The following is a 23,033-nucleotide window of genomic DNA, read 5'->3' on the forward strand; positions in this document are numbered from 1 at the left end:
TACAAGGGCCGCTTAGGGATGTCTCCAATGGCAGATACACTTCAAGGTGTCCTCATGCAGGACACGTCATTCGACGGGTTTAGCCGTACGCAGGTTTCAATGGTGGTGACCGATCCGCGCCTCCAGGACAATCCGATCGTATATGTCAATCACGCTTTCACGCGCCAGACAGGTTATGCGCGCAGCGCTGTAATCGGGCGTAATTGCCGGTTTCTGCAGGGCGAAGACACAAAGAAATCTGCTGTTGATCGCTTACGGGCCGGCGTTGAAGCGCGCGAAACCGTATCCGTCGATATCCTCAACTACCGCGCAAGCGGTGAGCCGTTCATGAACCGGCTTCTCGTCGCTCCCTTGAGTGATGAGAACGGCAATCCACAGTACTTCGTCGGTATCCAGAAAGAACTTGAAACCGGCCGTCCGGGTGAAGACCCGCAAACGATCAGCCAGCATCTTGCCGAAATTCAGGACCGTGTCGAAACCGATATGTCGATGATCATTGGCATGGTTCGGCAGCAATCGACGCAAACCGCCCAACCTTCCGAATATGCCGCCCTCACCCGTCGGATCGAAACCCTGCAATTGCTCTATGAAGAGATGAAACTTGCGGATCAGCAGTCGAATCGGGACACAATCCACATCGGCAGCTATATTTCCAGACTGGCCTGCGCCATTGGCCATGTCTACGGACGCTCCGGTATTCGACTTAACCTGCAACTGGAACCTCTGGACGTGCCGATAGAAGTCGCTTCGCGGGTCGGCCTTGTGGTCTCCGAGCTTTTGACCAATGCGTTTCAACATGCGTTCGACCGCATAGATACCGGCTTGATCGAAGTGCGTATGTCGCGGCTCAGTGGCGGCGGGCTGCGGCTGACCGTCTCTGATGACGGCGTCGGCATACCGGGTTTCATGACCTGGCCGAACCCTGAGACCGTTGGCGGCAGAATGGTGAATGGCCTGATCGAAGGCCTTGAGGGCACGCTGCAATTGGGCCGCGGTGCAGCGGGCAGTTTCATCACCATCGACGTGCCAGCGGGCGCGTCGTTGACGGAATAACAGATGCCATCCAACCAGTATCGCATCTTTGCACCAATTGCCCTGAGACCGTTTTCTCAGGCTAAAGCGCTGGGGCGGGCTACAGCGATTGTCTGAACAGGACATCAGCCGCTCTGTCCAGGGCTCCAAGGGGCAATATGTTTTGCGCGCAAATGGGCATGAGGCCGATCTGACCTATTCGATCCTCTCACCACAAACCGTTATCGCCGATCATACGGAGGTTCCCGAATCCCTTCGTGGGACAGGCGCGGGGCTTGCCCTTGTCACGCAACTGGTAAGGGATGCCAGAAAAGAAGGTTTCAAGATTGTGCCACTCTGTCCCTTTGTGAACGCGCAACGTCGGCGTCATCCAGAATGGGCAGATGCATTTAATGTCTAGTTCAATCCGACGAATACGCATCCATCCGTGATCAGCTCCGGCGGCGTCAGACAAAGGCCGCGGGCGACTTGAAATGCGGCAAGGACCTTCGGCACATAGTCTCGGGTTTCGGCAAAGGGCGGAACGCCGGCATGTGTACGAACCGAGCCCTCGCCTGCGTTGTAGCCCGCCAGCACCAAAATCGGATCGCCTGCGAATTCACCCATCAACCAATCCAGATACTTAACACCGCCTGCAATATTTTCGGATGCTGCAAGGCTGTTTTCGACACCAAAGCGATCCGCCGTATCTGGCATGAGTTGCATAAGCCCCTCTGCACCGGCTCCGCTTACAGCGTCGGCCTTACCGGCAGATTCGACGGTAATCACCGCAAGAACCAATGCTGGCGATACTTGTGTTCCAATGGTGGATTTCAGGATATCGACGCCATTTTCCTGCGCGATGGTCTGCATATGCTGCAAGCGTGGCACCGGAACATCATCCGTGCCCAGGATGATATCCATCACGTCCTGCAATCGACCGGGGCCAGAATCAAAGATGGAGGGCGAAACCTTATCCCAGAACCATGCATGGCGCCCGATGGGATTATCCGGCGCAGCATCGGGGGTCTGCGGCGTGTTGACCGAGGGTTTTGGCAATGCGGCCAGCGCCGCCTGTTGCGCCTCTGGGTCAATCTGGACACGGATTCGCTTTTGGCCCGCCTGCGGGACCGACACCCGCTTGGCCTCAAAGGTGGGATAGGGATCGGGCTCTTGCGCACCCGCGTGCTGCATCGCCAATCCCGAGGCCAATAGCCCGATCAATAGAATAGAACGCATATGGACTGCTCTTTTGTTTTGTTTGCTGCGCTATCTGCTCGCAACATCGCAGAGAAATCCCTCACAAGCCAGAAAATCCGGGACCTGATCGCGGCGATACTGCCACATTCTTCGGCCACTTTAATGAAATGTAAACAGCCGTGATTTTTTTTTCATATCAAAAACAGAAGGTTACTAATTTTCTTCGGAAATTCTCGCCCAAAACGTCAAATGTCACATTTGCCGCCAAAATCATGCCCCAATCCCTTGGCTATATAGCTCCATACCAAGTCGGACGGACCCGAACGAGAGAAACGGTTTCTGAGGACGGCAAGGTTAGTAAGTGAAAATCTAAGTGATCCTTTGGAGGGACATACAATGATGAAATTTATCAAGAACTTTCGTAAAGACGAAGATGGTGCCGTAACAGTTGACTGGGTTGTGCTGACAGCCGCCGTTGTAGGCTTGGCAATCGCCGCATACCAATCCATCGAAGACGGTGCCACCGATCTGACCGAAGCAACAGAGACGTTCCTTGGTGAGCAAGAAGTTGGCAGCATCGGCGAAGCCGCAGCACCAGCTGCGCCATAATCTCTATCCTCATCCGAACCGCAAACCTGACACCAAGACGTCCTGAGTTTGCAAGGAACTGTGAAATACCGGGGCCGCCTTCACTCGCATGAAAGCGGCCCTTTTTTTCCCGGACCGATAGAGGTTCCTCAATTGAAAGCTAAACATATGTTGCGTGCTTTTAAAAAATTTAAAGACGACGAGGCCGGGGCTGTTACTGTTGACTGGGTAGTCTTGACGGCAGCGGTTGTGGGTTTGTCCACAGCGCTTGTCATCGAATTGCGGGGGGGGTCATCCGATCTGACAGACCGGACCGAGACCTTCCTCAATACACAGGTGGTCGGCGAAATCGGAGACGATTAACGCCAGATCCTTCAGATATTGGAGCTGCTCTTATCTGATAAGAGCGGCTCCTTTCTCTGATCAATAGCTTCTGGACGCCTGCTTTGGATTATTCGGTCACCTGCCGAAGGAGCCTCCAGGCATTTTCGCAGCCCCATTGTTTCGAAAATTGGAAAAAACGCGCGAAAGCCATCCGTTGATCCTGAAATTGCCACAATCAACCGGGATATTCGTTCGAAGCGGTCCGCCATCACGTCGGATTTTGGAATAACGAGGTAACATTATGCGAATGGTATTCGGATTGGTGCTTCTGGCAGGTTTAGGTCTGGCTGGCGGTGCCGTATACATGGCAAAGAACTACATCGGCGAGTATCAGGCGCAACTCGCGCGCGCGAAAGCCAACGAGCGTGCGATTGTTCCGACGGAAACGGTCTACGTAGCGACCCGTGCGCTCAAGTACGGTGAGACGTTGCAACAAGCCGATGTCCGGGCCGTCAAGTGGCCCAAAGATGCGATTCCAGCGGGCACATTCAACGACCTCGCGGTTCTTTTCCCGGAAGGAAATGAAGAAGAACGCCTGATCGTCCGTGCCATGGAAAAGGATGAAGCGCTTCTGGAAGTGAAAATCACCGAACCTGGTGAAGACATCGGCCTGACCACGCGGCTGGAAAAAGGCATGCGCGCTTTCGCAATTCGCGTCGACGTTGCCTCCGGCGTGTCGGGCTTCCTGCGCCCCGGTGACCGCGTTGACGTCTATTGGACCGGTGCCGTAGACATCGGCGAAGGCCGTGGCGATGTCACCAAGCTGATCGAATCTGCGGTGAGTTTGATTGCCGTTGACCAAAACGACAACTCCATGAACGGCACGCGCATTGCCCGTACGGTTACCGTGGCGGTCAAGCCAGAGCAGGTGGCCGCCCTCGCCCAGGCCCAATCGACAGGCAGCCTGTCGCTGTCCTTGGTTGGCGCGGGAGACGATACGGTTCTGTCTGAAATCGAAGTTGATCAGGTCTCCTTACTGGGATTGGAACAGGCCGCACCGAGTCCGGTCGCCAAGAAAGCCCCGGTTTGCACCATCCGCACGCGCCGTGGCGCAGAGATCGTAGCGGTGCCAATTCCCTGCACAAACTAAAGCGAAACCAACGCATTACGAAGGCGTCGCGTCACTCGCGGCGCCTTTTTCTATTTTGGCGTGTTGCCATTTATCCACATAAGGTCAACAGCAGAACCCATTGATTCTTGCAAAAAAAACAAAAACAACGCAGACTGCGGGCATGCGGGCAATAAGACCCGAAACCGAGGCGTGATCAAAAAGGGCAGGTCACATGAAAATTGATGGAATGTTGAAGGCGGCCCTCTTGGGGCTGACATTAAGCGCGTCGCCGTTGGCCTTGTTGGCGCCAGCGCCGGTGCAGGCTGACACCCTGCGGGTGGTTACCAAAGGCACGAACAAGACACTGGCGGTCCCGATGAATCGCGCGGTTGTCGTTGAAAGTGAAATTCCTTTCGCAGAGTTGAGCATCGCCAATCCCGGCATCGCAGATATCTCTTCGTTGTCTGATCGCAGCATCTATGTGCTCGGTAAGACACCAGGTATGACCACGCTGACTTTGCTGGACGCAACCGGACAGCTGATCACGAATGTCGAGGTTCGGGTCGCGCCGGACGTGACTGAATTCAAAGAGCGTTTGGGGCAAATCCTGCCCGGCGAGAAAATCGAAGTGCGCACGGCAAACGACGGCATCGTCCTGTCGGGTATCGTGTCCAGCACCCAAAAGCTGCAGAAAGCTCTGGATCTGGCCCAACGGTACGCGCCTGATCGTGTCTCCAACCTCATGAGCGTCGGCGGTATCCAGCAGGTCATGCTGAAAGTGCGCTTTGCAGAGATGAACCGGACGGTTTCCAAATCCCTGAGCAGTTCTCTGGCCATTGGCGGGACCGATGCCGCAATCGGCACTGGAACAGCGGCAGCTGCGGGTTTTGCCAACCAGATTCTGGCCGGTCCGACTTTCCCAACGCTTACCGAGAACGCAGGCTCCGCAGCTGTCAGCTTCGGGCTAGGTTCCGTGCAGATTGGCCTGTTGCTGGAGGCTCTTGAGAGTAAGGGCGCCGTTCGCACGCTTGCCGAGCCAAATCTCGTTGCCCTTTCCGGACAAGAGGCCAGCTTCCTTGCCGGGGGTGAGTACCCGGTGCCGGTAGCGCAAGACAACGACTCGATCAGTGTTGAGTTCAAGCCCTTTGGTGTGGAGTTGAATTTCGTGCCGCGCGTTGTTGGCGACGATATCATCAACCTGCAGCTGTCCGCAGCCGTTTCGGACATTGACCCTTCTAACGGGGTCAGCCTGGGCGGCGGTTTCGTATTGGATGCGTTTTCCCGCCGGGAAACATCCACAACCGTTGAAATGCGGGATGGTGAGAGTTTCGCAATCGCCGGTCTGCTTGAGGACAACTTCACCGATCAGGCGACACAGTTGCCTTGGATTGGCGATGTTCCTGTGCTTGGTGCTCTCTTCCGAAGCGCCGAGTATCAACGAAGCCAGACAGAGCTTGTGATTATCATCACCGCCCATCTTGTAACGCCGACACGCGGCGAGGCGCTGGCCTTGCCGACTGACCGGATCAGGCCACCAACAGAGCAAGGCCTGTTCCTCTTTGGTCGTACCGCAAGAAATGCCAACACGCCCAGAAAGGGCGCGGCCGGGGAAGTCGCCAAGCAAGACTTCAGCGGCTCCTATGGCTATGTGATGGAGTGACAAGATGCACAGCCTAACAACACGGACTTCACGCGCAATGGCTTTATCGGTCGGATTGACGTCTTTGGTCGCCTGCGGTGAACAGGGCAGCGGCGGACAGTGGTTTCGCGAAGCAGGCGCGCAAATCGATACCGGCGAATTCGGCAACGCCACGATGATCAACATGATGGCACAGATTTGCAATCAAAGCGGTGTCGCAGGCAGCGGTCGTGGCAAGATTGGTGGGACAGCGACGGATCCACTGGTCGTCCTCGATCCCGCCAGTACCGTTGCGCAGCCTATTTTCCGGGTTCATTGTGACGGCCGCCTCGACGGCAAATATGCGCGGGTGATCTATCGCGAATATGTGGAAAGTGCGACCGAGAAGCCTGTCGTCGAAGAAGCAACTGGAGAGTAGAGCCGCCCGGCTCTGCTTTACAAATCCGCCCTCAAACACGGTTATTGTGTCTAGATACCCAACAATTGGGCGGATTAAGCCCTAATCTCGCCCAAGTTCACTGCGACTTTCCTCTCAAAGGGACACTTGTGTCCGGCCAAAAGTGCCGGGCATGGGCGGTCGCAGGGGAAGTTGGGGCACTAAAATAAATAACCCAAGCTAGCTCTGCTTCGCCCTTAAACAAAAAGGAAGACGAGGCAATGAGCACCATGCCGCAACCAGATACATCTCTTATTGTCGCCTGCACAGTCAGTCGCGACGTACAAAACTTCGATCTGCTGATCGAAGACATGGAGCTCGCACTTGGCGAAAGTTGGGGAGATCTGGGGTTTGCGGAGGCCCTCGCTTTCTTCGAACAACCCGAGTCTCAAGCCCTTGAATTCATTGCACTAGCCATTGACGAATCTGATGAAGATAACCTCGCGTTGATGGGGGAAATCATCACGCAGGCGAAAGCCCGCAACATCAAGGTCATCCTGATCGCCGAAGACGTGACACCCGCGTCGCTCCACTCCTTGCTCCGGCAGGGAGCAGATGAGTTCGTACCCTACCCCCTCCCCGAGAATGAACTGGGTGAAGCCATCGAACGCGTGCGTGCAGCTGATGAAGCCGTTCCAGCCTCTGCTGCGGCGCCAACGTTACAGTCTGATAGTCAAAAAGAAGGGGCTGTCATTGTTGTGCACGGTCTTGCGGGTGGCACGGGTGCGACGACTCTTGGCGTGAACCTCGCCTGGGAACTGGCGACCGCCGACAAGGAAAACAGCCCGAGCGTCTGTATTCTGGACCTCGATTTCCAATATGGTGCCGTGGCAACCTATCTCGACCTGCCCCGTCGCGAAGTGGTCTACGACATGCTGTCCGACACCGAAGGCATGGACGATGAAATATTCGGGCAATGTCTGCTGACCTTTCAGGACAAGCTTCAGGTGCTTACCGCACCGATGGAGATGCTGCCCCTCGACATTATCGCCGCCGACGACGTAAACCGAATTCTCGCCATGGCGCGTCGGCACTTCGACTATGTCGTCATTGACATGCCCTCAACTCTGGTCAGCTGGTCCGAAGCGGTTCTGAACGCTGCGCATGTCTATTTCGCCAATGTCGAGCTTGATATGCGATCAGCCCAGAACACCCTTCGCTTCAAACGCGCCCTTCAATCCGAAGAACTGCCTGTCGAGAAACTGCGCTACGTCATCAATCGGGCCCCTAAATTCACGGATTTGAGCGGCAAGAGCCGGGTGAAACGCATGGCCGAAAGTCTTGGCATCTCCATTGATGTTCACATGCCCGACGGCGGCAAACCGATCACACAAGGTGCCGATCATGGTCTGCCGCTGGCAATTTCGGCTCCGAAAAATCCCTTGCGACGCGAGATCGCGAAACTGGCGGCATCTATTCACGAGTTAAATACCAACGACGTTAAAGCGGCCTGATCCGGCCAAAGGAAAAGCGCATGTTCTCCAAGTATAAGAAAACCTCGGCAACGCCCCCGGCAGCCGCACCAGAAAAGGCCCCGGCAGCTGATGTTGCCGCGGTCACGCCTGCCGCGGCACCGGGGGTTACACGCAAGGCACCGCAAAAAGCGGCAGCTCAAGTGACGCCGATGGACAAGGAACGCAAGCGCAAGGAACGCATGGGAGAGATCAAGCTTGATCTGCACCGGGTGTTGCTCGACAACCTCAACCTGTCCGCCCTGGAACATGCCACCGAACAAGACCTGCGCCAGGAAATCAGCGCTATTTCCAGCGAGTTTCTCGAAGAACGCAGTATCGTTCTGAACCGTGAGGATCGCCAGAACCTTACCTCCGAACTCTATGATGAGGTCACCGGGTTGGGACCGCTGGAAACCCTCCTGAAAGACGAAACCGTCAACGATATTCTTGTTAACGGGCCGCAGCAGATTTTCGTGGAACGCGCCGGTAAACTGGAACTGACCGACGTTACTTTCAAAGACGAACGCCACCTGTTGCGTATCATCGACAAAATCGTCTCTGCCGTGGGTCGGCGCGTCGACGAATCCAACCCCTATGTGGACGCCCGCCTCAAGGATGGCTCGCGTTTCAACGCGATGGTGCCGCCCGTTGCGGTCGACGGATCATTGGTTTCGATCCGAAAATTCAAAAAAGACAAGCTGGGTATTGATGATCTGGTGCAGTTCGGCGCTTTCACCGAGGAAATGGCGGCCTACCTGCAGGCGGCGGTGGCGACGCGGCTGAATATCATCGTCTCCGGCGGTACCGGTTCGGGCAAAACAACAACGCTGAACGCCCTGTCGTCCTTTATCGACAACGCCGAACGCATCCTGACAATCGAGGATACCGCGGAACTCCAGCTCCAGCAGACCCATGTGGGCCGCATGGAAAGCCGCCCACCCAACGTCGAAGGCAAAGGCGAGGTTTCTCCACGCGACTGCCTGAAGAACGCGCTTCGGATGCGACCTGACCGGATCATCGTTGGTGAGACGCGGGGCGAGGAAGTCATCGACATGTTGCAGGCGATGAACACCGGCCACGACGGTTCCATGACCACGATCCACGCCAACTCAGCACGCGATGGTGTGTCACGCCTCGAAAACATGATCGCCATGGCGGGCATCGAAATGCCTCTCAAAGCGGTACGGTCGCAAATCTCCAGCGCTGTGAACCTGATCGTGCAAGCGTCGCGCCTGCAGGATGGCTCGCGGCGCATGACTTCCATCACAGAGATCACCGGCATGGAAGGTGAGGTTATCTCGATGCAGGAAATTTTCAGATATCAGCGTGTGGGCCTGACCCCGGACAACAAGATCATCGGGCACTTCACTGCAACAGGTGTGCGCTCGAACTATGCCGAACGCTTCCGCATGTGGGGGTACGACCTGCCGCCATCCATCTACGAGCCCATCGCGGCTGAATAAGGATCAAGATTATGAGTGCAGAACCAATCATCTACGGCTTGATCTTCATCGGCGTGCTGGTGCTGGTCGAGGGCCTATACCTCGTAACCTTTGGCAAATCAATCAGCCTCAACAGCCGGGTCAACCGTCGGCTTGAAATGCTCGACAAGGGCAATGGCCGCGAAGAAGTGCTCGAAAAGCTGCGCAAGGAAATGCAGCAGCACATGAAGAGCAGATCGATACCGCTTTACTCTCTTCTCGGGGAGAAAGCTCAAAAAGCCGCGATTGCCTTTACCCCCCGCCAATTGATCATGATCATGGCGCTCCTGGCCGGTGTCGCCTTTATGGGGCTGACCGTCGGAACTCAAACCGAGGTCGGGGTCCGGGCGCTGCTTTCCGTCGGTATCGGCGTTGGCGCCGTCTATTTTTGGGTGTCGTCCAAAGCCAACAAGCGCATGAGCATGATCGAAGAACAACTGCCCGACGCGGTTGAACTGATGGTGCGCAGCCTGCGCGTCGGGCACCCGTTTTCGTCGGCCGTACAGATTGTCGCCAAGGAAGTTCAGGACCCGCTCGCATCCGAATTCGGGATGATTGCAGATGAGGCGGCGTACGGGCGCGACGTGGGTGATGCGCTCAAGGAAATGGCCGAACGTCTGGACATGCAGGATTTGCGATTCCTGGCGGTCGCGGTGACCATCCAGCAGACCTCCGGGGGTAACCTTGCAGAAATCCTGGCCGGTCTGGCCAAGGTGATCCGCGCGCGCTTCCGTCTTTTCCGGCGTGTCAAGGCGATCACGGCCGAGGCGAAATGGTCGGGCAAATTCCTGTCAGCTTTCCCCATTGTCGCCCTGATCGTCATCAATGTCTCCGACCCGCATTACTACGATGAGGTGCGCGACCACGCGCTCTTTATCCCGGCCTGTTTCACTGTCGGCATTCTGCTGGCGCTGAACCTTCTGGTCATGCGCATTTTAACCGACATCAAGGTGTAAGGACCGATTCTCATGGAATTTTTGAACTCTCTGAACGCCGCGGTTATTGATATGCTTGGCCCGTTGGGGCCGATCATCATTCTGGGGTCGATTGGTGTTATCATGATCGCCATCACGGTCACTCTGATCCTGCACCAGCCCGAAGATCCAATGGCGAAGCTGAAAAAATCTGTTCAGTCGCCCTCTTCTGCCAAGGAACCTCAACAGCGGTTGCGGCAGGGTGAACGCAACGAACAACTGCAGAAATTTGCGAGTTTTCTGGAACCAAAAGACGTCGCAACGCTTAGCAAGAAGCAGCTGCAACTGACGCAGGCCGGATACCAAAGTAAGGATGCGGTGCGCATTTTCCATTTCGCGCAATTCGCCCTTGGTATTCTTGGCCTGATTGGTGCGTTCATCTACCTCATTCTGATGGGCGGCGGCGAAGGTTTCAGCAGCAACAAGATGATGATCTACTTCATCGTCCCCGGCGCGGTGGGGTACTATCTGCCAACTTACTGGGTTACGCGACGCGTCGAGATGCGCAAGGAAGAGATCACCCGTGGTTTTCCAGACAGTCTCGATATGATGCTTGTCTGTGTTGAAGCCGGCCAATCGCTTGACCAGTCCATTGTGCGCGTCGCGCGTGAACTGCATGCCTCCTACCCCGCACTGGCGCAGGAATTCGACATGGTCGCCTATGAGATGAAGGCCGGTAAGGACAAGGTGACCGTTCTCAACGATATGGGCGAACGCTGTGGCGTGCAGGATGTGTCATCCTTCGTCACCGTTCTGGTGCAATCGGCAACCTTTGGTACATCGATTGCTGAAGCCCTTCGCGTCTATGCATCTGAAATGCGCGACAAACGCGTGATGCGCGCAGAAGAAGCCGCAAACAAGTTGCCAACGAAGATGACGCTTGCCACAATGATGCTGACCGTTCCGCCACTGCTGATCATTCTGGTTGGCCCATCGGTACACGGCATTACGAAACTGGGAGATATGGGCGCAAACTGATGATCCAAAGGGTATGGCGCGCAGGAACGCGCGCCACTTTCCTCATTGCAACGTTCGGATTGGCCGCCTGTACTGCAGGCGGCAATTCCGTTTCTGAAGGGCAGTTGGATGCTCCGGGTGTCGATCTTAATGCGGACGCTGTTGATGGGGTGGCAGTCGGGCACCGTCTGGTGGCTGCGGGCGAGTATGAACTTGCCCTCAAAGCCTTCAACCGTGCGGCTCTGGACCGGGGAAAGGTCGACGCGGAAATCCTGTCCGGCCTGGGTAGCGCAAGCCTTGGGCTGGGGCGTCTGGGTCAGGCTGAAAACTATCTGCGGCGCGCAATAAAGTCTGAAGATGCCCGGCCAGAAGACTGGAATAACCTCGGCGTCGTACTCATGGAAGCTGGCAAGACCGTGGAGGCAGGCCAGGTTTTCCGCCGTGCCTTCGCGCTCGACAATGGCGAAAGTGTCGCAATTCGGGATAACTTGCGCTTAGCACTCGCAAAATCCGAAATTTCTGCTACACAGAGTGTAGAAACCGACGACTACAAGTTGGTTCGGCGCGGCAGCAGTACTTTCGTGATACGTCCGACGCCATAATTGAGGTAAGAGCAGCAAAAGGACGCACAACATGCGCCACCCTATCCTTCTGTCCGCCTGTCTGGCGGGTGTAGTTCTCGTTGCAGGCTGCGCCGAGCAAGACGAAGATGCCGTCGAACGCGCGTTTCAGGAAGTCAACGTTGTAGACGAATCGAACCTGAATGACGTGATGTTGACGGTCGCGGATCCAAATGAGGCCGTCAATCACTTTACCCGCACGGCAAATGCACATCCCGAACGCATTGATCTCCAACGTGGGTTGGCCTTCTCACTGGTGCGTGCCAAGCGGTTCGCCGAAGCCGCCCCAGCCTGGGAAAAAGTGACCAAAATGGAAGGTGCGAGTGCCGAAGACAGTGTCGCGCTGGCGGACGCATTGATCCGTACCGGTGACTGGGCCAAAGCCGAAGCCACACTCGATGCGCTTCCACCGACGCATGAGACCTTCAATCGCTACCGGTTGGAAGCCATGCTCGCTGACAGCAACGAGGAATGGACGAAATCCGACAGCTTCTATGAAATCGCCACCGGGCTGACCACCAGACCATCAGGTGTGCTGAACAACTGGGGCTATTCCAAGCTGACGCGCGGCGATTACAAAGAGGCTGAACGTCTCTTTGGCGAGGCCATTCGCCAGGACCCTTCTCTCTTCACCGCCAAGAACAATCTTATTCTGGCCCGCGGTGCACAAGGCGACTACACGCTACCGGTCATCCCCATGGATCAGACCGAGCGGGCGCAATTGCTCCACACCATGGCGCTGTCAGCGATCAAACAGGGAGACGTGAGTGTCGGAAAGAGCCTGTTGCGGGACGCCATCGAGACGCATCCCCAGCATTTTGAACCGGCTGTTCGGGCTCTGGACGCGCTAAACACCAAGACCTAAAGGCAGGTCAGCCATGGCGATCACAGCCTATTCCGCGTGGTGGTTCTTGCCCTTTGCTTTGCCACTTTGTCTGTATGTCGCGTATACAGATCTTTCACGCATGAAAATCACCAACAAGGCTGTTCTGGCCTTGGCTGGTGTCTTCGCGGTGATCGGGCTGATCGCCATGCCCAGCCTTGATGTATACCTCTGGCGATTGGCCCAATTGGCAATCATGCTTGTTCTGGGCATCATCCTCAACGCGCTTGGCACCATGGGGGCGGGTGATGCAAAGTTCATCGCCGCAGCGGCCCCTTTTGTGGCCTTGGGCGATCTGCGCCTTGTTATGGCCCTCCTGGCAGCATCGCTTCTCGCGGCGTATGTGACCCATCGCATCGCGCGCCACACCCCCCTTCGAAATCTTGCACCGGATTGGCAAAGCTGGGAGCAGGGCAAGAAATTCCCCATGGGCCTTGCCCTTGGCATGACGCTTGCTCTCTATCTGATCCTCGGTGCCCTTAATGGTGCCTGATTTACGCCATTTTCACCCCTTAACGTTACGCTAAACGGGTGCTTTGCGCCCGATGAAGCACGGCGTTATTGAGGGCCCTCTTATGAATATGCAAACCGCCAACGTTATGGTGCCACCGCCACCGCGCACGCTGGACGACATGAAGCTGTCAACCGTTATGATGCGCGACATTATCCTCAAAACCATGTTCCGCAAGAATGTGGACATGGTCAGTGAACTCAGCAAGGCGGTCTGCTTGCCCATCCCGGTCACGCAGGAACTGGTGGATATGGCGCGTGAACAGCGTTTGCTGGAAGCGACGGGTACGCTTAATGCCAACAATGGCAACGAGATGGGTTATCAGCTGACTGAGCAGGGCAAGGCACGTGCGCTTGATGCCCTGGCGCAGTCTGAATATTTCGGCGCGATGCCAGTACCGCTTGACGTATACCGCGAACAGGTCAAACGCCAATCGGTTCGCAACATGCAGATCACACGCGATCAGCTGACCGGCGCGATGGGGCATCTTGTTCTGCCCGATACCTTGCTTGATCAACTCGGGCCCGCCGTTTCTGCAGGTCGTTCAATCCTCATGTACGGCCCTCCCGGCAATGGTAAATCGTCCATTTCGAACGGTATCCGCGACGCTCTCGGCGACAATGTCTTCGTGCCCCGCGCGATTGAATATGCCGGGCAGGTGATTACGGTCTATGACCCTATTGTGCACGCGGCCGTCCCGATTGAAGAGGACGACCCCAATTCGCTGCGTCGGGCGACGAAGTTCGATATGCGCTACGTCAAATGTGAACGGCCAACGGTGATCACAGGGGGCGAACTCTCCCTCGACATGCTGGACCTCGTCTACAACCCAACGGCGCGAACGTATCAAGCCCCGCTACAGCTGAAATCAACCGGCGGCATCTTTATCGTGGATGACCTTGGGCGTCAGGCCGAGCCGCCGCAAAGCCTTGTGAACCGATGGATCGTACCCCTCGAAGAAAGCAAAGACATCCTTGCATTGCAGTCCGGGGAAAAGTTCGAAGTTCCTTTCGACACACTGGTCATCTTCTCCACTAACTTCCATCCTAATGAAATCTTTGACCAAGCGGCTTTGCGCCGGATCTTCTTCAAGATCAAGATTGACGGACCCAATCAGGAAAACTTCCTGAAGATTTTCGCAATGGTTGCCAAAAAGCGGAAAATGCCGCTTGATGAGGCCACCCTGGTGCATCTGCTCAAAGTGAAATATCCGGAGATCGACAACATTTACGCGAACTATCAACCCATCTTTCTGATCGACCAGATGATTTCCATCTGTGATTTTGAGGGCATTCCTTACCAGATGTCCCCCGATCTGATTGACCGCGCTTGGGCCAATATGTTCGTCAAGGATGAGCATATCGTGAAATGATCGGCGTCGCCGGATGTGGACGGATGGGCGGCCCTATGTTGGTCGCCCTTCAGGCAGCCGGATTTAATGCTCAAGGTTATGACGTCAGGCAGGTCCCCTACCCCCGCTGCACAACCGATATCCCAACGATCAGAAGCAAGCTAGAAACGCTGATCACAGTTGTCCGTGACATTGCGCAAACCGAAGAGGTGCTGTTTGGCGCACAGAATTTTTCGCAGGCCCCCAACCTGCGCCGGATCATCATTTGCTCAACCCTGAGCCCAAGATACGTCAAATCCTTATCGGCGCGTGTTTCCCCCGCCGTTTGCCTGATCGACGCGCCGATGTCGGGCGCACAAATCGCCGCCGAACAGGCCAGCCTCAGCTTCATGCTTGGAGGGGACGCTTCGGACCTCGACGCCGCCCAGCCTCTTTTCGACGCGATGGGCAAACACTTTCACCGCATGGGTTCTTTTGGGATGGGCATGCAGGCCAAAGTTCTGAACAACCTGCTCGCAGCCTCCAACACCGCGATGACCCGGCTTGTCCTCGATTGGGCTGAAACGGCAGGGCTGGATGAAGGGAAGCTGCTTGGTTTGATTGAAACCTCGTCGGGTCAAAACTGGTTTGCCTCGGGTTTTGAGACAATCGAATTTTCGCGCGATGGCATGGACGCAGAAAACACCATTGGCATATTGGTCAAGGATGTTGATAGCGCACTGGATGCAGCGCCATCTGATGCGGACCTTAGCCTTCCGAAATCTGTTCAGGCCGCGATCAGGGCGCTGAAACCCAAGATATGAAACGCCTCGTTCATGGCGCGCAGGCGACCCGCTGCCTATGATCGACCGCGCTGTTTGGCAAGACCAATCCAAGAACGCTAGAAATACCGCGATTGAACCACTGACCAAATGGCTACTGCAATTAGGGCTGTCGCTTGTTTCATGTTGCGATAGGCTGCCGCCATGCAACAGCTCCCCGCAATTTTTGAAGATTGGTTCCACGCCAGAGGATGGTCAATCCATCCGCACCAGCAACAGATGCTCGCACGCGCGAATGACCCCGCGCTTTTGCTGATAGCACCGACGGGTGGTGGCAAAACACTGGCCGGGTTCTTGCCCACTCTGGTCGATCTGGCGCAGGAACCCAGGGCGGGGCTTCACACCCTCTATATCTCTCCGCTCAAAGCTCTGGCCGCCGACATCAGACGCAACCTCACCACACCGGTCACCGAAATGGGCTTGCCCATTCGCATCGAAGACCGCACTGGGGATACCCCCGCAAGTCGCAAGAAGCGCCAACGGGCTGATCCGCCACATATCCTGCTGACCACGCCGGAAAGCCTTGCCCTGCTTACCTCCTATGAGGACGCGCCGCGGATGTTCGACGGCCTCAAACGGGTGGTTGTCGATGAAATTCATGCATTGGCCAACTCCAAACGCGGCGATCAGTTGATGCTGGCGCTAGGCAGGCTGCAAAGACTTTGCCCCGATCTGCGCCGGGTCGGATTGTCTGCGACAGTCGAGGACCCTCAAGCCATTGCGCATCTGCTTGCGCGCCACCCGGACCCTTGCGAAATCCTGTTCGCCGATCCCGGACCGGCCCCCGACATTTCCATGCTCACAACAAAAGAGGCCCCTCCCTGGGCAGGTGGCAACGCGGCCTACGCGATACCGGCAGTTCTTGAACAGTTACGCCAGCACAAAACCACACTGATCTTTCATAATACTCGCGCGCAGGCTGAGATTTTCTTTCATAATCTGTGGCTTGCAAACGACGATGGTTTGCCTATCGGGATACATCATGGGTCGCTTGATCGAGAGCAGCGCGCACGTGTCGAGGCCGCGATGGTGCGGGGTGATCTGCGCGCCATTGTCTGCACGGGCAGTCTTGATCTTGGCATCGACTGGGGGGATGTCGATCTGGTGATCCAGATCGGCGCGCCAAAGAATGTCAAACGTCTGGTTCAACGGATCGGGCGCGCAAATCACCGCTATAACGCGCCGTCCAAAGCCTTGCTGGTACCGGCGAACCGTTTTGAAGTTGTGGAATGCGTCGCCGCGCTGGAGGCCGCCAAAGAGGGCGAACTGGACGGCGATCCGCGGGGCGAAGGCCCGCGAGACGTGCTTTGCCAGCATATTTTGATTGTTGCCGCTGCGGGACCGTTTGATGCAGACGAGCTTTACGATGAGGTCACAACCGTCGGCGCCTACGCGCATTTATCCCGCGCTGCCTTTGACGCATGCCTGGAATTTTGCGCCACGGGCGGCTATGCGCTGCGCGCCTATGATCAATGGCAACGCCTGCAACGCCGCGCCGATGGCAAGTGGCAGTTGCGAGACCCCCGCGCCGCCCAGAAAATTCGCATGAATATCGGCACCATTCAGGATACCGACACGCTTAAAGTCAGACTGAGGCGCAATCGCGGTGGCAAACCGTTGGGCGAAATCGAGGAAGGTTTCGCGGCCTCGCTTACGCCCGGCGACACATTCCTGATCGGTGGTCAGATCGTACGCTACGAAGGGCTGCGCGAGATGACGGTCGAGGTCAGCCGCAATGCGGCAAAAAAACCGAAGGTCGCGACCTTTGCAGGCACGAAATTCGCAACTTCCACGCAACTTTCTGCCCGCGTGGTGGAGATGTTCCAGCAGGAAACATGGCCGGACCTGCCCAGGCATACCGCCGATTGGCTCAAGCTACAGCGCGACGTCAGCAAATTGCCCGAACCAGGCCGGCTCCTGGTAGAGAGCTTCGCGCATGACGGTCGCGAACAAACGGCCGTCTATGGATTTGCGGGGCGAAACGGTCAGCAAACACTCGGCCTGCTGTTGACCAAACGCATGGAGGATCTCGGTCTTAATCCGATGGGATTCGTGGCCACGGATTATGCCACCCTGATCTGGGGTCTGAACCGCGTCGAGGATCCCGCGCCGCTCTTTGACATTGATGTGTTGCAGGAGGGTCTTGAAACTTGGTTGGCCGGGAATGCCGTGATGAAACGCACTTTCCGGGCAAGTGCGACAATCGCCGGTCTGATCCAACGCAATACACCATCGGCGCGCAAATCCGGGCGTCAGGCGACCTTCAGTTCAGATATCCTCTATGACACTTTGCAAAAATATGACCCAGAACATCTTTTGCTTAAGATCACACGCGAAGAAGCGCTGCGCGGGCTTGTCGATTTCGGCCGGATCGAAGAAATGGCCGCGCGTATCAAGGGACGTATCGATCACGTGACCCTCTCGCGTGTCAGCCCCCTTGCCGCCCCGATGTTGCTGGAAATGGGCCGGGTGCCGGTCAAAGGGGCTGCGGAGGAGAAACTATTGGCCGACGAGGCCGCGCGTTTGATGGAAAGTGCGGGTATCTCGGGGATCGCACCACCGCCATCCAGCTAAAGCCTGGGAGATATGAGCTACTGAATCGCTTGATCTCAGCGCAGCAATAGGCGATGAACAAATCATGAACTCTCACGTTTTCACCTTTGCCGGGGCAACGTTGAACGCACTGGGGTCCGGCGCATTGTGGTGGCCGGAAGAAAGCCTGCTTTGCGTCTCCGATCTGCATCTTTGCAAGTCCGAAAGGGTCGCCCGACGGAGCGGTCAGTCCCTGCCACCCTATGAAACCCGCGATACCCTGAACCGCCTGACGTCTGATGTGGCGCATACCAAACCGAAGGTGGTGGTGTGTCTGGGCGACAGTTTCGACGACCTGACCGCTGCCGCCGCCTTGTCCGAGGCCGAACGGTTGTGGATTACGCGCCTGCAAGCCGGGCGTCGCTGGATCTGGATCGAAGGCAACCACGATCCCGGTCCGATCGCCTTTGGCGGCGATCATCTGCGTGAGGCGAAATTCGGTCGCTTGATCTTTCGACACATTGCCCAGCCTGACGCGATGGCCGAGATCTCCGGCCATTACCATCCAAAGGCGCATGTTCAGGCGCGCGGACGGCGCATATCAAGGCCAGCGTTCCTGTATGATACGGAGCGGCTGATCCTGCCAGCCTATGGCACTTATACCGGCGGGTTACGCAGCAACAGCACCGTGCTGGAAAGCCTGATGGACCCAAAAGCCCTTGCCATTTTGACCGGGCCTGTGCCCACCTGTGTGCCAATGCCCCGTTAAAGCAGGTATATCATGGACGAAAGCGCCACAAACAGAATTCACAAGAGCTTCGCTGCACAAAGCATGATGACAACGCTGGGGGCGCAGATCCAAAGCGTCCGGACCGGGGAGGTTGTCATCGCCGCACCGATCCTGCCCGGCACCCGGCAACAGCAGGGATTTGGCCACGCGGGCCTGACCTTTTCGATTGGAGACAGCGCCGCAGGATATGCAGCCCTGACGACGCTGCCCCTGGATGCAGAAGTTGTCACGGCGGAGATCAAGATCAATCTCCTAGCACCGGCAATCGGGGAAGAGCTGCGCGCGACCGGTCGTGTGGTCAAACCCGGTCGCAGGCTGATTGTCGTCACCTCCGAGGTACACGCACTCAGAGACGGCGACGAGGTCCTGATCGCCGTCCTGCAAGGCACCATGGTACCGGTTGCTGTGTAGTACTCAGGCGGTCAGACCATCGGGTTCGTCTAGCCCGTTTGCACGGCAGCAGGCCGTGACCGTATTTGCCAGCAGGCAGGCGATCGTCATGGGCCCCACACCGCCCGGGACCGGCGTGATGGCGCCAGCCACAGCCGCGCAGCTGTCATAGTCCACATCACCTACAAGACGTGTTTTGCCTTCACCTCGCTCAGGCGCATCCAGACGGTTGATCCCCACGTCAATGACCGTGGCCCCGGGCTTGATCCAGTCTCCCGGCACCATCTGGGGTCTGCCAACGGCAGCCACAACGATATCCGCCCGGCGCACCACCTCGGCGAGATCCTTGGTCCGGCTATGGGCGATCGTGACGGTGCAACTATCGCCCAGCAACAGTTGTGCCATCGGTTTGCCAACGATGTTCGAGCGGCCAATGACCACCGCATCCATGCCCGAAATCGAACCATGATGATCCCGTAGCATCATCAGGCAACCCAGCGGCGTACAGGGCACCATTGATTTTTGACCCGTCCCCAGCAACCCCACGTTGGAAATGTGGAACCCGTCAACGTCCTTTTCGGGCGCGATGGAATTGATCACAAGGTCTTCGTCCAGATGCTTGGGCAGCGGTAATTGCACCAGAATACCGTGGATTTCCGGATCGTTGTTGAGCTGGTCAATCACGGCCAACAAATCGGCCTCGGATGTTTCTGCATCCAGCTTGTGTTCGACCGACTTCATGCCAACCTCGACGGTCTGCTTGCCTTTGGAGCGCACGTAAACCTGGCTCGCCGGGTCTTCGCCCACCAGAACAACCGCCAGCCCTGGCGTGATGCCGTGAGCGTCCTTGAGGCGTGTCACATGATCGGCAACCTGGGCGCGCACCTTTGCTGCGAAAGCTTTTCCGTCGATGATCGTGGCTGGCATAGCATCTTCCTGTTATCTTTTGAAATTGACCCTGTGGGCCCATGATGTTCCGTCGCTTATGACCAACTCGTCAAACTGCATCAACTGCAGAAGATCGTAGAAAGTGGCGACGTATTGAAGTTCTTCCTGTCGGAAGAATCCGCCACGCCGGACGCTGACAGTGAGCTGCGCCAAAAGCGCGCGCGCGCGGTAAAGCGTCGAAAAAATTTCATCATCCAGCGCGACAAGAACCAATGTCTTTGCACCTTCCCCCTTGGCAAAGAAGACAAAGCGGGGACTTTCCGGTGCCTCAAGTTGCGCTGCTGTGAGGACGTTCACGAAATCAATACGGACGGCTTTGCCGGCACCCTGACTGGCCCTAACAACCCGGTCGAAGTCCTCTTCCGAAGTAATTTCCGGGTAGTAATACCCAACGTAACGGTCTTCGGCAGCAACGACGCCTGCGAACAGCAGCGCGAAAAACACGGCAATCAATCTGGTCATCATGGTCTCCTTGAATGTCATGATGTTCAGCTTGGCGGCACGAAGGTCAGGGGGCAAATCATTTTCTCTGCCCCCTTCACACATCCCTGTGACAGCTTGGCCCTCAGAACAGACCTTCTACGTCACCATCCGCGTTCAGCTTGATGTTTTCCGCGGAGGGAACTCGCGGCAACCCGGGCATGGTCATGATCTCCCCGCAAATCGCGACGACGAAACCTGCACCAGCACTTAACCGGACTTCGCGCACTGGAATGTCGAAACCCGTGGGTGCCCCACGTTCGTTCGGGTCGGTGGTAAAGCTGTACTGCGTTTTAGCCATGCAGACTGGCAGATTACCGTAGCCCTGGTCTTCCCAATCCTTGAGCTGGTTGAGGATTTTCTGATCCATCTGGGCACTGTCGGCACGGTAAATGCGCGTGGCGATGGTGTTGATCTTATCCGCAAGGCTCATCTCATCGGGATAGATGGGCGCGAAATTGGCCTCCCCCGCATCAATGACCTCGGCAACTTTCGTCGCCAGATCGGCAGAGCCCTCGGAGCCCAGTTCCCAGTGACGCGACAGGACGGCCTCGGCGCCTTGCCCTGCAACATAATCCTTGACGGCTTGGACTTCTGCGTCCGTATCGGTGACAAAGTGGTTGATGGCTACGACGACCGGCACGCCAAAAGATTTGACGTTCTCAATGTGACGGCCAAGGTTGGAACAGCCATTATTGACCGCATCCACATTTTCCGCACCCAGATCAGCCTTGGCAACACCCCCATTCATTTTCATCGCGCGCACGGTGGCCACAACCACAACGCAGGACGGCGAGAGGCCAGCTTTACGACACTTGATGTTGAGGAACTTTTCAGCGCCCAGATCGGCCCCGAAGCCGGCTTCCGTGACAACGTAATCGGCAAGTTTGAGCGCGGTTGTTGTCGCAATGACAGAATTACACCCATGCGCGATGTTGGCGAAGGGGCCACCATGCACGAAGGCCGGGTTGTTTTCCAGCGTCTGCACGAGGTTGGGCTGCATCGCGTCCTTGAGCAGAACGGTCATGGCGCCATCCGCCTTGATGTCGCGGGCAAACACCGGGCTGCGATCACGGCGATACGCCACGATCATGTCGCCCAGGCGCTTTTGCAGATCGTCAAGGTTTCTGGCCAGACACAGGATCGCCATGACTTCAGAGGCCACGGTAATGTCGAAGCCCGCTTCACGGGGGAAACCGTTGGCAACACCGCCCAGCGAGGCGGTGATCTGACGCAATGCGCGATCGTTCATGTCCACGACACGGCGCCAGACGACACGGCGGGTGTCGATCTCGAGCTCATTGCCCCAGTAAATGTGGTTGTCGATCATCGCCGACAGCAGCGAATGCGCCGAAGTGATGGCGTGGAAGTCACCTGTGAAATGCAGGTTCATCTCTTCCATGGGTACGATCTGCGCGTAACCACCGCCTGCGGCCCCCCCCTTCATCCCGAAATTTGGCCCGAGGGAGGCTTCACGAATGCAGACGGCTGCTTTCTTGCCGATCCGGTTCAGACCATCGCCCAAGCCCACGGTCGTCGTGGTTTTGCCTTCACCCGCAGGTGTTGGGTTGATCGCTGTCACAAGGATCAGTTTGCCATCGGGACGGTCCTGCACCGAATTGATGAAAGATTGGCTGACCTTGGCCTTGTCATGACCGTAAGGCAGCAGGTCATCACTGGAGATATCCAGCTTTGCACCAATTTCCTGAATTGGTTTTTTCGACGCCTCGCGCGCGATTTCGATGTCGGTCTTGTAAGCCATATTAGAATCCCCATTGAAGTGCCGCGCACGGCGAAGTTGCTGGCCAATGCATACGAGTGACGCGCCAGTGGGAGAAGCGTAATTCCGACATTTCCACGACGTGTTGCGGCGGCGGTGGGGTCATTCGTTTCTTTTTGGAAACGAATGTTACGAACGGGCCTTGTCGATATGCGCCCAGGCCGGTTGATCAGGGACATGCAAGGTGACGCTATCACCAACGGCAACGGCTCCGCCCCTCTCCACCCAGGCCGTAACGCCGCGCCGGTTCTGGGCAGCCGGTTTGAAAGCCTGCCCGAAACCTGGGCGATCTTCTTCGATGACACGCCCCGGCAAAACACAGGGACGGTTTTCCATGTCCACCGTGACGCTGGCCCCGCTGGGCATTTGCAAACGCGACGACGGCGGTACATGGGTGAAATCAGGGATGCCCTTGATGACCATGGAAGCACCAACCCAGGCGGGGTCGATTTCTGACAATCCCATCTCGGAAGCGATCTGCGCAAGCTCTTCCGATGACAGAACCGAAAGCTGTCGAACGTTCCTGATTTCTGTCCCTTTGGGATATTGCGCCTTGGTACGCACACAAGAGGCGCGTGTCAGACCGCCGTGGCACTCCCCCTCAATGCCCGAAAAGGTCAGCTGCGCCGATTGCAATGCTTCGGCGCGCAGTGTGACTTCGCTTTGGGTGACCCGCCCGAGCCAAACAACCTCTCCAACAAAACGGGTGGGCAGCAGTGCGGGCATGTTTTCTCTCCAGTTGAGGTCTGCTG

General features: G+C 56.8%; 24 protein-coding genes. 19 read left to right on the forward strand and 5 right to left on the reverse strand.

From position 1 onward, the window contains the following. The first annotated feature begins 27 nt into the window (after positions 1-27). Both Q0802_RS14920 and Q0802_RS14925 read left to right on the forward strand, forming a co-directional pair. Positions 28-1,053, forward strand: a complete 1,026-nt coding sequence (locus tag Q0802_RS14920) for a PAS domain-containing protein (RefSeq protein ID WP_298919666.1) — start codon at positions 28-30, stop codon at positions 1,051-1,053. A gap of 88 nt (positions 1,054-1,141) precedes the next feature. Further along, positions 1,142-1,432 carry a GNAT family N-acetyltransferase gene (locus Q0802_RS14925; RefSeq protein ID WP_298919668.1) on the forward strand — a complete coding sequence of 97 codons (291 nt, stop codon included), beginning with the start codon at positions 1,142-1,144 and terminating at the stop codon, positions 1,430-1,432. Here the strand turns inward: Q0802_RS14925 and Q0802_RS14930 are convergent. Continuing rightward, positions 1,429-2,250, reverse strand: coding sequence for a lytic transglycosylase domain-containing protein (locus Q0802_RS14930; RefSeq protein WP_298919670.1), 822 nt, complete (start codon positions 2,248-2,250; stop codon positions 1,429-1,431). The two genes, Q0802_RS14925 and Q0802_RS14930, sit on opposite strands and share 4 nt — an antisense overlap. 357 nt (positions 2,251-2,607) lie before the next feature. On the opposite strand from Q0802_RS14930, the gene Q0802_RS14935 reads away from it, so the two are divergent. The 17 genes from Q0802_RS14935 to Q0802_RS15015 all read left to right on the forward strand — a co-directional run bounded on the left by Q0802_RS14935 (position 2,608) and on the right by Q0802_RS15015 (position 19,094). Further along, positions 2,608-2,820, forward strand: a complete 213-nt coding sequence (locus Q0802_RS14935) for a hypothetical protein (RefSeq protein ID WP_298919672.1) — start codon at positions 2,608-2,610, stop codon at positions 2,818-2,820. Positions 2,821-2,967: 147 nt separating this feature from the next. Next, positions 2,968-3,162: a hypothetical protein gene (locus Q0802_RS14940; protein WP_298919674.1), complete on the forward strand. Its 195-nt coding sequence runs from the start codon at positions 2,968-2,970 to the stop codon at positions 3,160-3,162. A gap of 262 nt (positions 3,163-3,424) precedes the next feature. After that, entirely contained in the window at positions 3,425-4,273 is an 849-nt protein-coding gene (cpaB, locus tag Q0802_RS14945) for a Flp pilus assembly protein CpaB (protein ID WP_298919676.1), read from the forward strand. Positions 4,274-4,466: 193 nt separating this feature from the next. Beyond that, the gene (locus Q0802_RS14950; protein WP_298919677.1) at positions 4,467-5,894 is read left to right on the forward strand and encodes a type II and III secretion system protein family protein; all 1,428 of its coding nucleotides are present in this window, start codon (positions 4,467-4,469) and stop codon (positions 5,892-5,894) included. 4 nt (positions 5,895-5,898) lie between these two features. Next, positions 5,899-6,291 carry a hypothetical protein gene (locus Q0802_RS14955; protein WP_298919679.1) on the forward strand — a complete coding sequence of 131 codons (393 nt, stop codon included), beginning with the start codon at positions 5,899-5,901 and terminating at the stop codon, positions 6,289-6,291. A 239-nt stretch (positions 6,292-6,530) separates the two neighbouring features. Then, complete coding sequence (locus Q0802_RS14960; protein WP_298919681.1) at positions 6,531-7,763, forward strand: AAA family ATPase; 1,233 nt, start codon at positions 6,531-6,533, stop codon at positions 7,761-7,763. A gap of 20 nt (positions 7,764-7,783) precedes the next feature. Further along, positions 7,784-9,226 (forward strand): CpaF family protein, encoded by a 1,443-nt coding sequence (locus Q0802_RS14965; protein ID WP_298919683.1) that lies wholly within the window; start codon positions 7,784-7,786, stop codon positions 9,224-9,226. Between the two features lie 11 nt (positions 9,227-9,237). Next, the gene (locus Q0802_RS14970; protein WP_298919685.1) at positions 9,238-10,200 is read left to right on the forward strand and encodes a type II secretion system F family protein; all 963 of its coding nucleotides are present in this window, start codon (positions 9,238-9,240) and stop codon (positions 10,198-10,200) included. Positions 10,201-10,212: 12 nt separating this feature from the next. After that, positions 10,213-11,196 carry a type II secretion system F family protein gene (locus Q0802_RS14975; protein ID WP_298919687.1) on the forward strand — a complete coding sequence of 328 codons (984 nt, stop codon included), beginning with the start codon at positions 10,213-10,215 and terminating at the stop codon, positions 11,194-11,196. Beyond that, the gene (locus tag Q0802_RS14980; protein WP_298919689.1) at positions 11,196-11,777 is read left to right on the forward strand and encodes a tetratricopeptide repeat protein; all 582 of its coding nucleotides are present in this window, start codon (positions 11,196-11,198) and stop codon (positions 11,775-11,777) included. The genes Q0802_RS14975 and Q0802_RS14980 overlap by 1 nt, the downstream gene beginning before the upstream one ends. 31 nt (positions 11,778-11,808) lie before the next feature. Then, positions 11,809-12,660, forward strand: a complete 852-nt coding sequence (locus Q0802_RS14985; RefSeq protein WP_298919691.1) for a tetratricopeptide repeat protein — start codon at positions 11,809-11,811, stop codon at positions 12,658-12,660. Positions 12,661-12,673: 13 nt separating this feature from the next. Beyond that, a complete protein-coding gene (locus Q0802_RS14990) occupies positions 12,674-13,171 on the forward strand; it encodes a prepilin peptidase (protein WP_298919692.1) in 498 nt (165 codons plus the stop codon). An 82-nt stretch (positions 13,172-13,253) separates the two neighbouring features. After that, positions 13,254-14,561, forward strand: a complete 1,308-nt coding sequence (locus Q0802_RS14995) for an ATPase (RefSeq protein WP_298919693.1) — start codon at positions 13,254-13,256, stop codon at positions 14,559-14,561. Then, positions 14,558-15,343, forward strand: coding sequence for an NAD(P)-binding domain-containing protein (locus Q0802_RS15000; RefSeq protein WP_298919695.1), 786 nt, complete (start codon positions 14,558-14,560; stop codon positions 15,341-15,343). Before Q0802_RS14995 ends, Q0802_RS15000 begins: the two co-directional genes overlap by 4 nt. A 162-nt stretch (positions 15,344-15,505) precedes the next feature. After that, a complete protein-coding gene (locus tag Q0802_RS15005; protein ID WP_298919698.1) occupies positions 15,506-17,935 on the forward strand; it encodes a ligase-associated DNA damage response DEXH box helicase in 2,430 nt (809 codons plus the stop codon). Between the two features lie 64 nt (positions 17,936-17,999). Beyond that, complete coding sequence (gene pdeM / locus Q0802_RS15010) at positions 18,000-18,662, forward strand: ligase-associated DNA damage response endonuclease PdeM (protein ID WP_298919700.1); 663 nt, start codon at positions 18,000-18,002, stop codon at positions 18,660-18,662. A 12-nt stretch (positions 18,663-18,674) separates the two neighbouring features. Further along, positions 18,675-19,094, forward strand: coding sequence for a PaaI family thioesterase (locus Q0802_RS15015; protein ID WP_298919702.1), 420 nt, complete (start codon positions 18,675-18,677; stop codon positions 19,092-19,094). A 3-nt stretch (positions 19,095-19,097) separates the two neighbouring features. On the opposite strand, the gene folD is transcribed toward Q0802_RS15015, so the two are convergent. The 4 genes from folD to Q0802_RS15035 all read right to left on the reverse strand — a co-directional run bounded on the left by folD (position 19,098) and on the right by Q0802_RS15035 (position 23,007). Further along, a complete protein-coding gene (gene folD, locus Q0802_RS15020) occupies positions 19,098-20,000 on the reverse strand; it encodes a bifunctional methylenetetrahydrofolate dehydrogenase/methenyltetrahydrofolate cyclohydrolase FolD (protein ID WP_298919703.1) in 903 nt (300 codons plus the stop codon). Between the two features lie 12 nt (positions 20,001-20,012). Continuing rightward, complete coding sequence (locus tag Q0802_RS15025) at positions 20,013-20,483, reverse strand: hypothetical protein (RefSeq protein ID WP_298919705.1); 471 nt, start codon at positions 20,481-20,483, stop codon at positions 20,013-20,015. A gap of 103 nt (positions 20,484-20,586) precedes the next feature. Further along, positions 20,587-22,263 (reverse strand): formate--tetrahydrofolate ligase, encoded by a 1,677-nt coding sequence (locus Q0802_RS15030; RefSeq protein WP_298919707.1) that lies wholly within the window; start codon positions 22,261-22,263, stop codon positions 20,587-20,589. Positions 22,264-22,410: 147 nt separating this feature from the next. Beyond that, the gene (locus Q0802_RS15035; protein WP_298919708.1) at positions 22,411-23,007 is read right to left on the reverse strand and encodes an MOSC domain-containing protein; all 597 of its coding nucleotides are present in this window, start codon (positions 23,005-23,007) and stop codon (positions 22,411-22,413) included. Between the last annotated feature and the right edge of the window lie 26 nt (positions 23,008-23,033).

This window comes from uncultured Roseobacter sp., from assembly GCF_947495275.1.
Classification (GTDB): Bacteria; Pseudomonadota; Alphaproteobacteria; order Rhodobacterales; family Rhodobacteraceae; genus Roseobacter.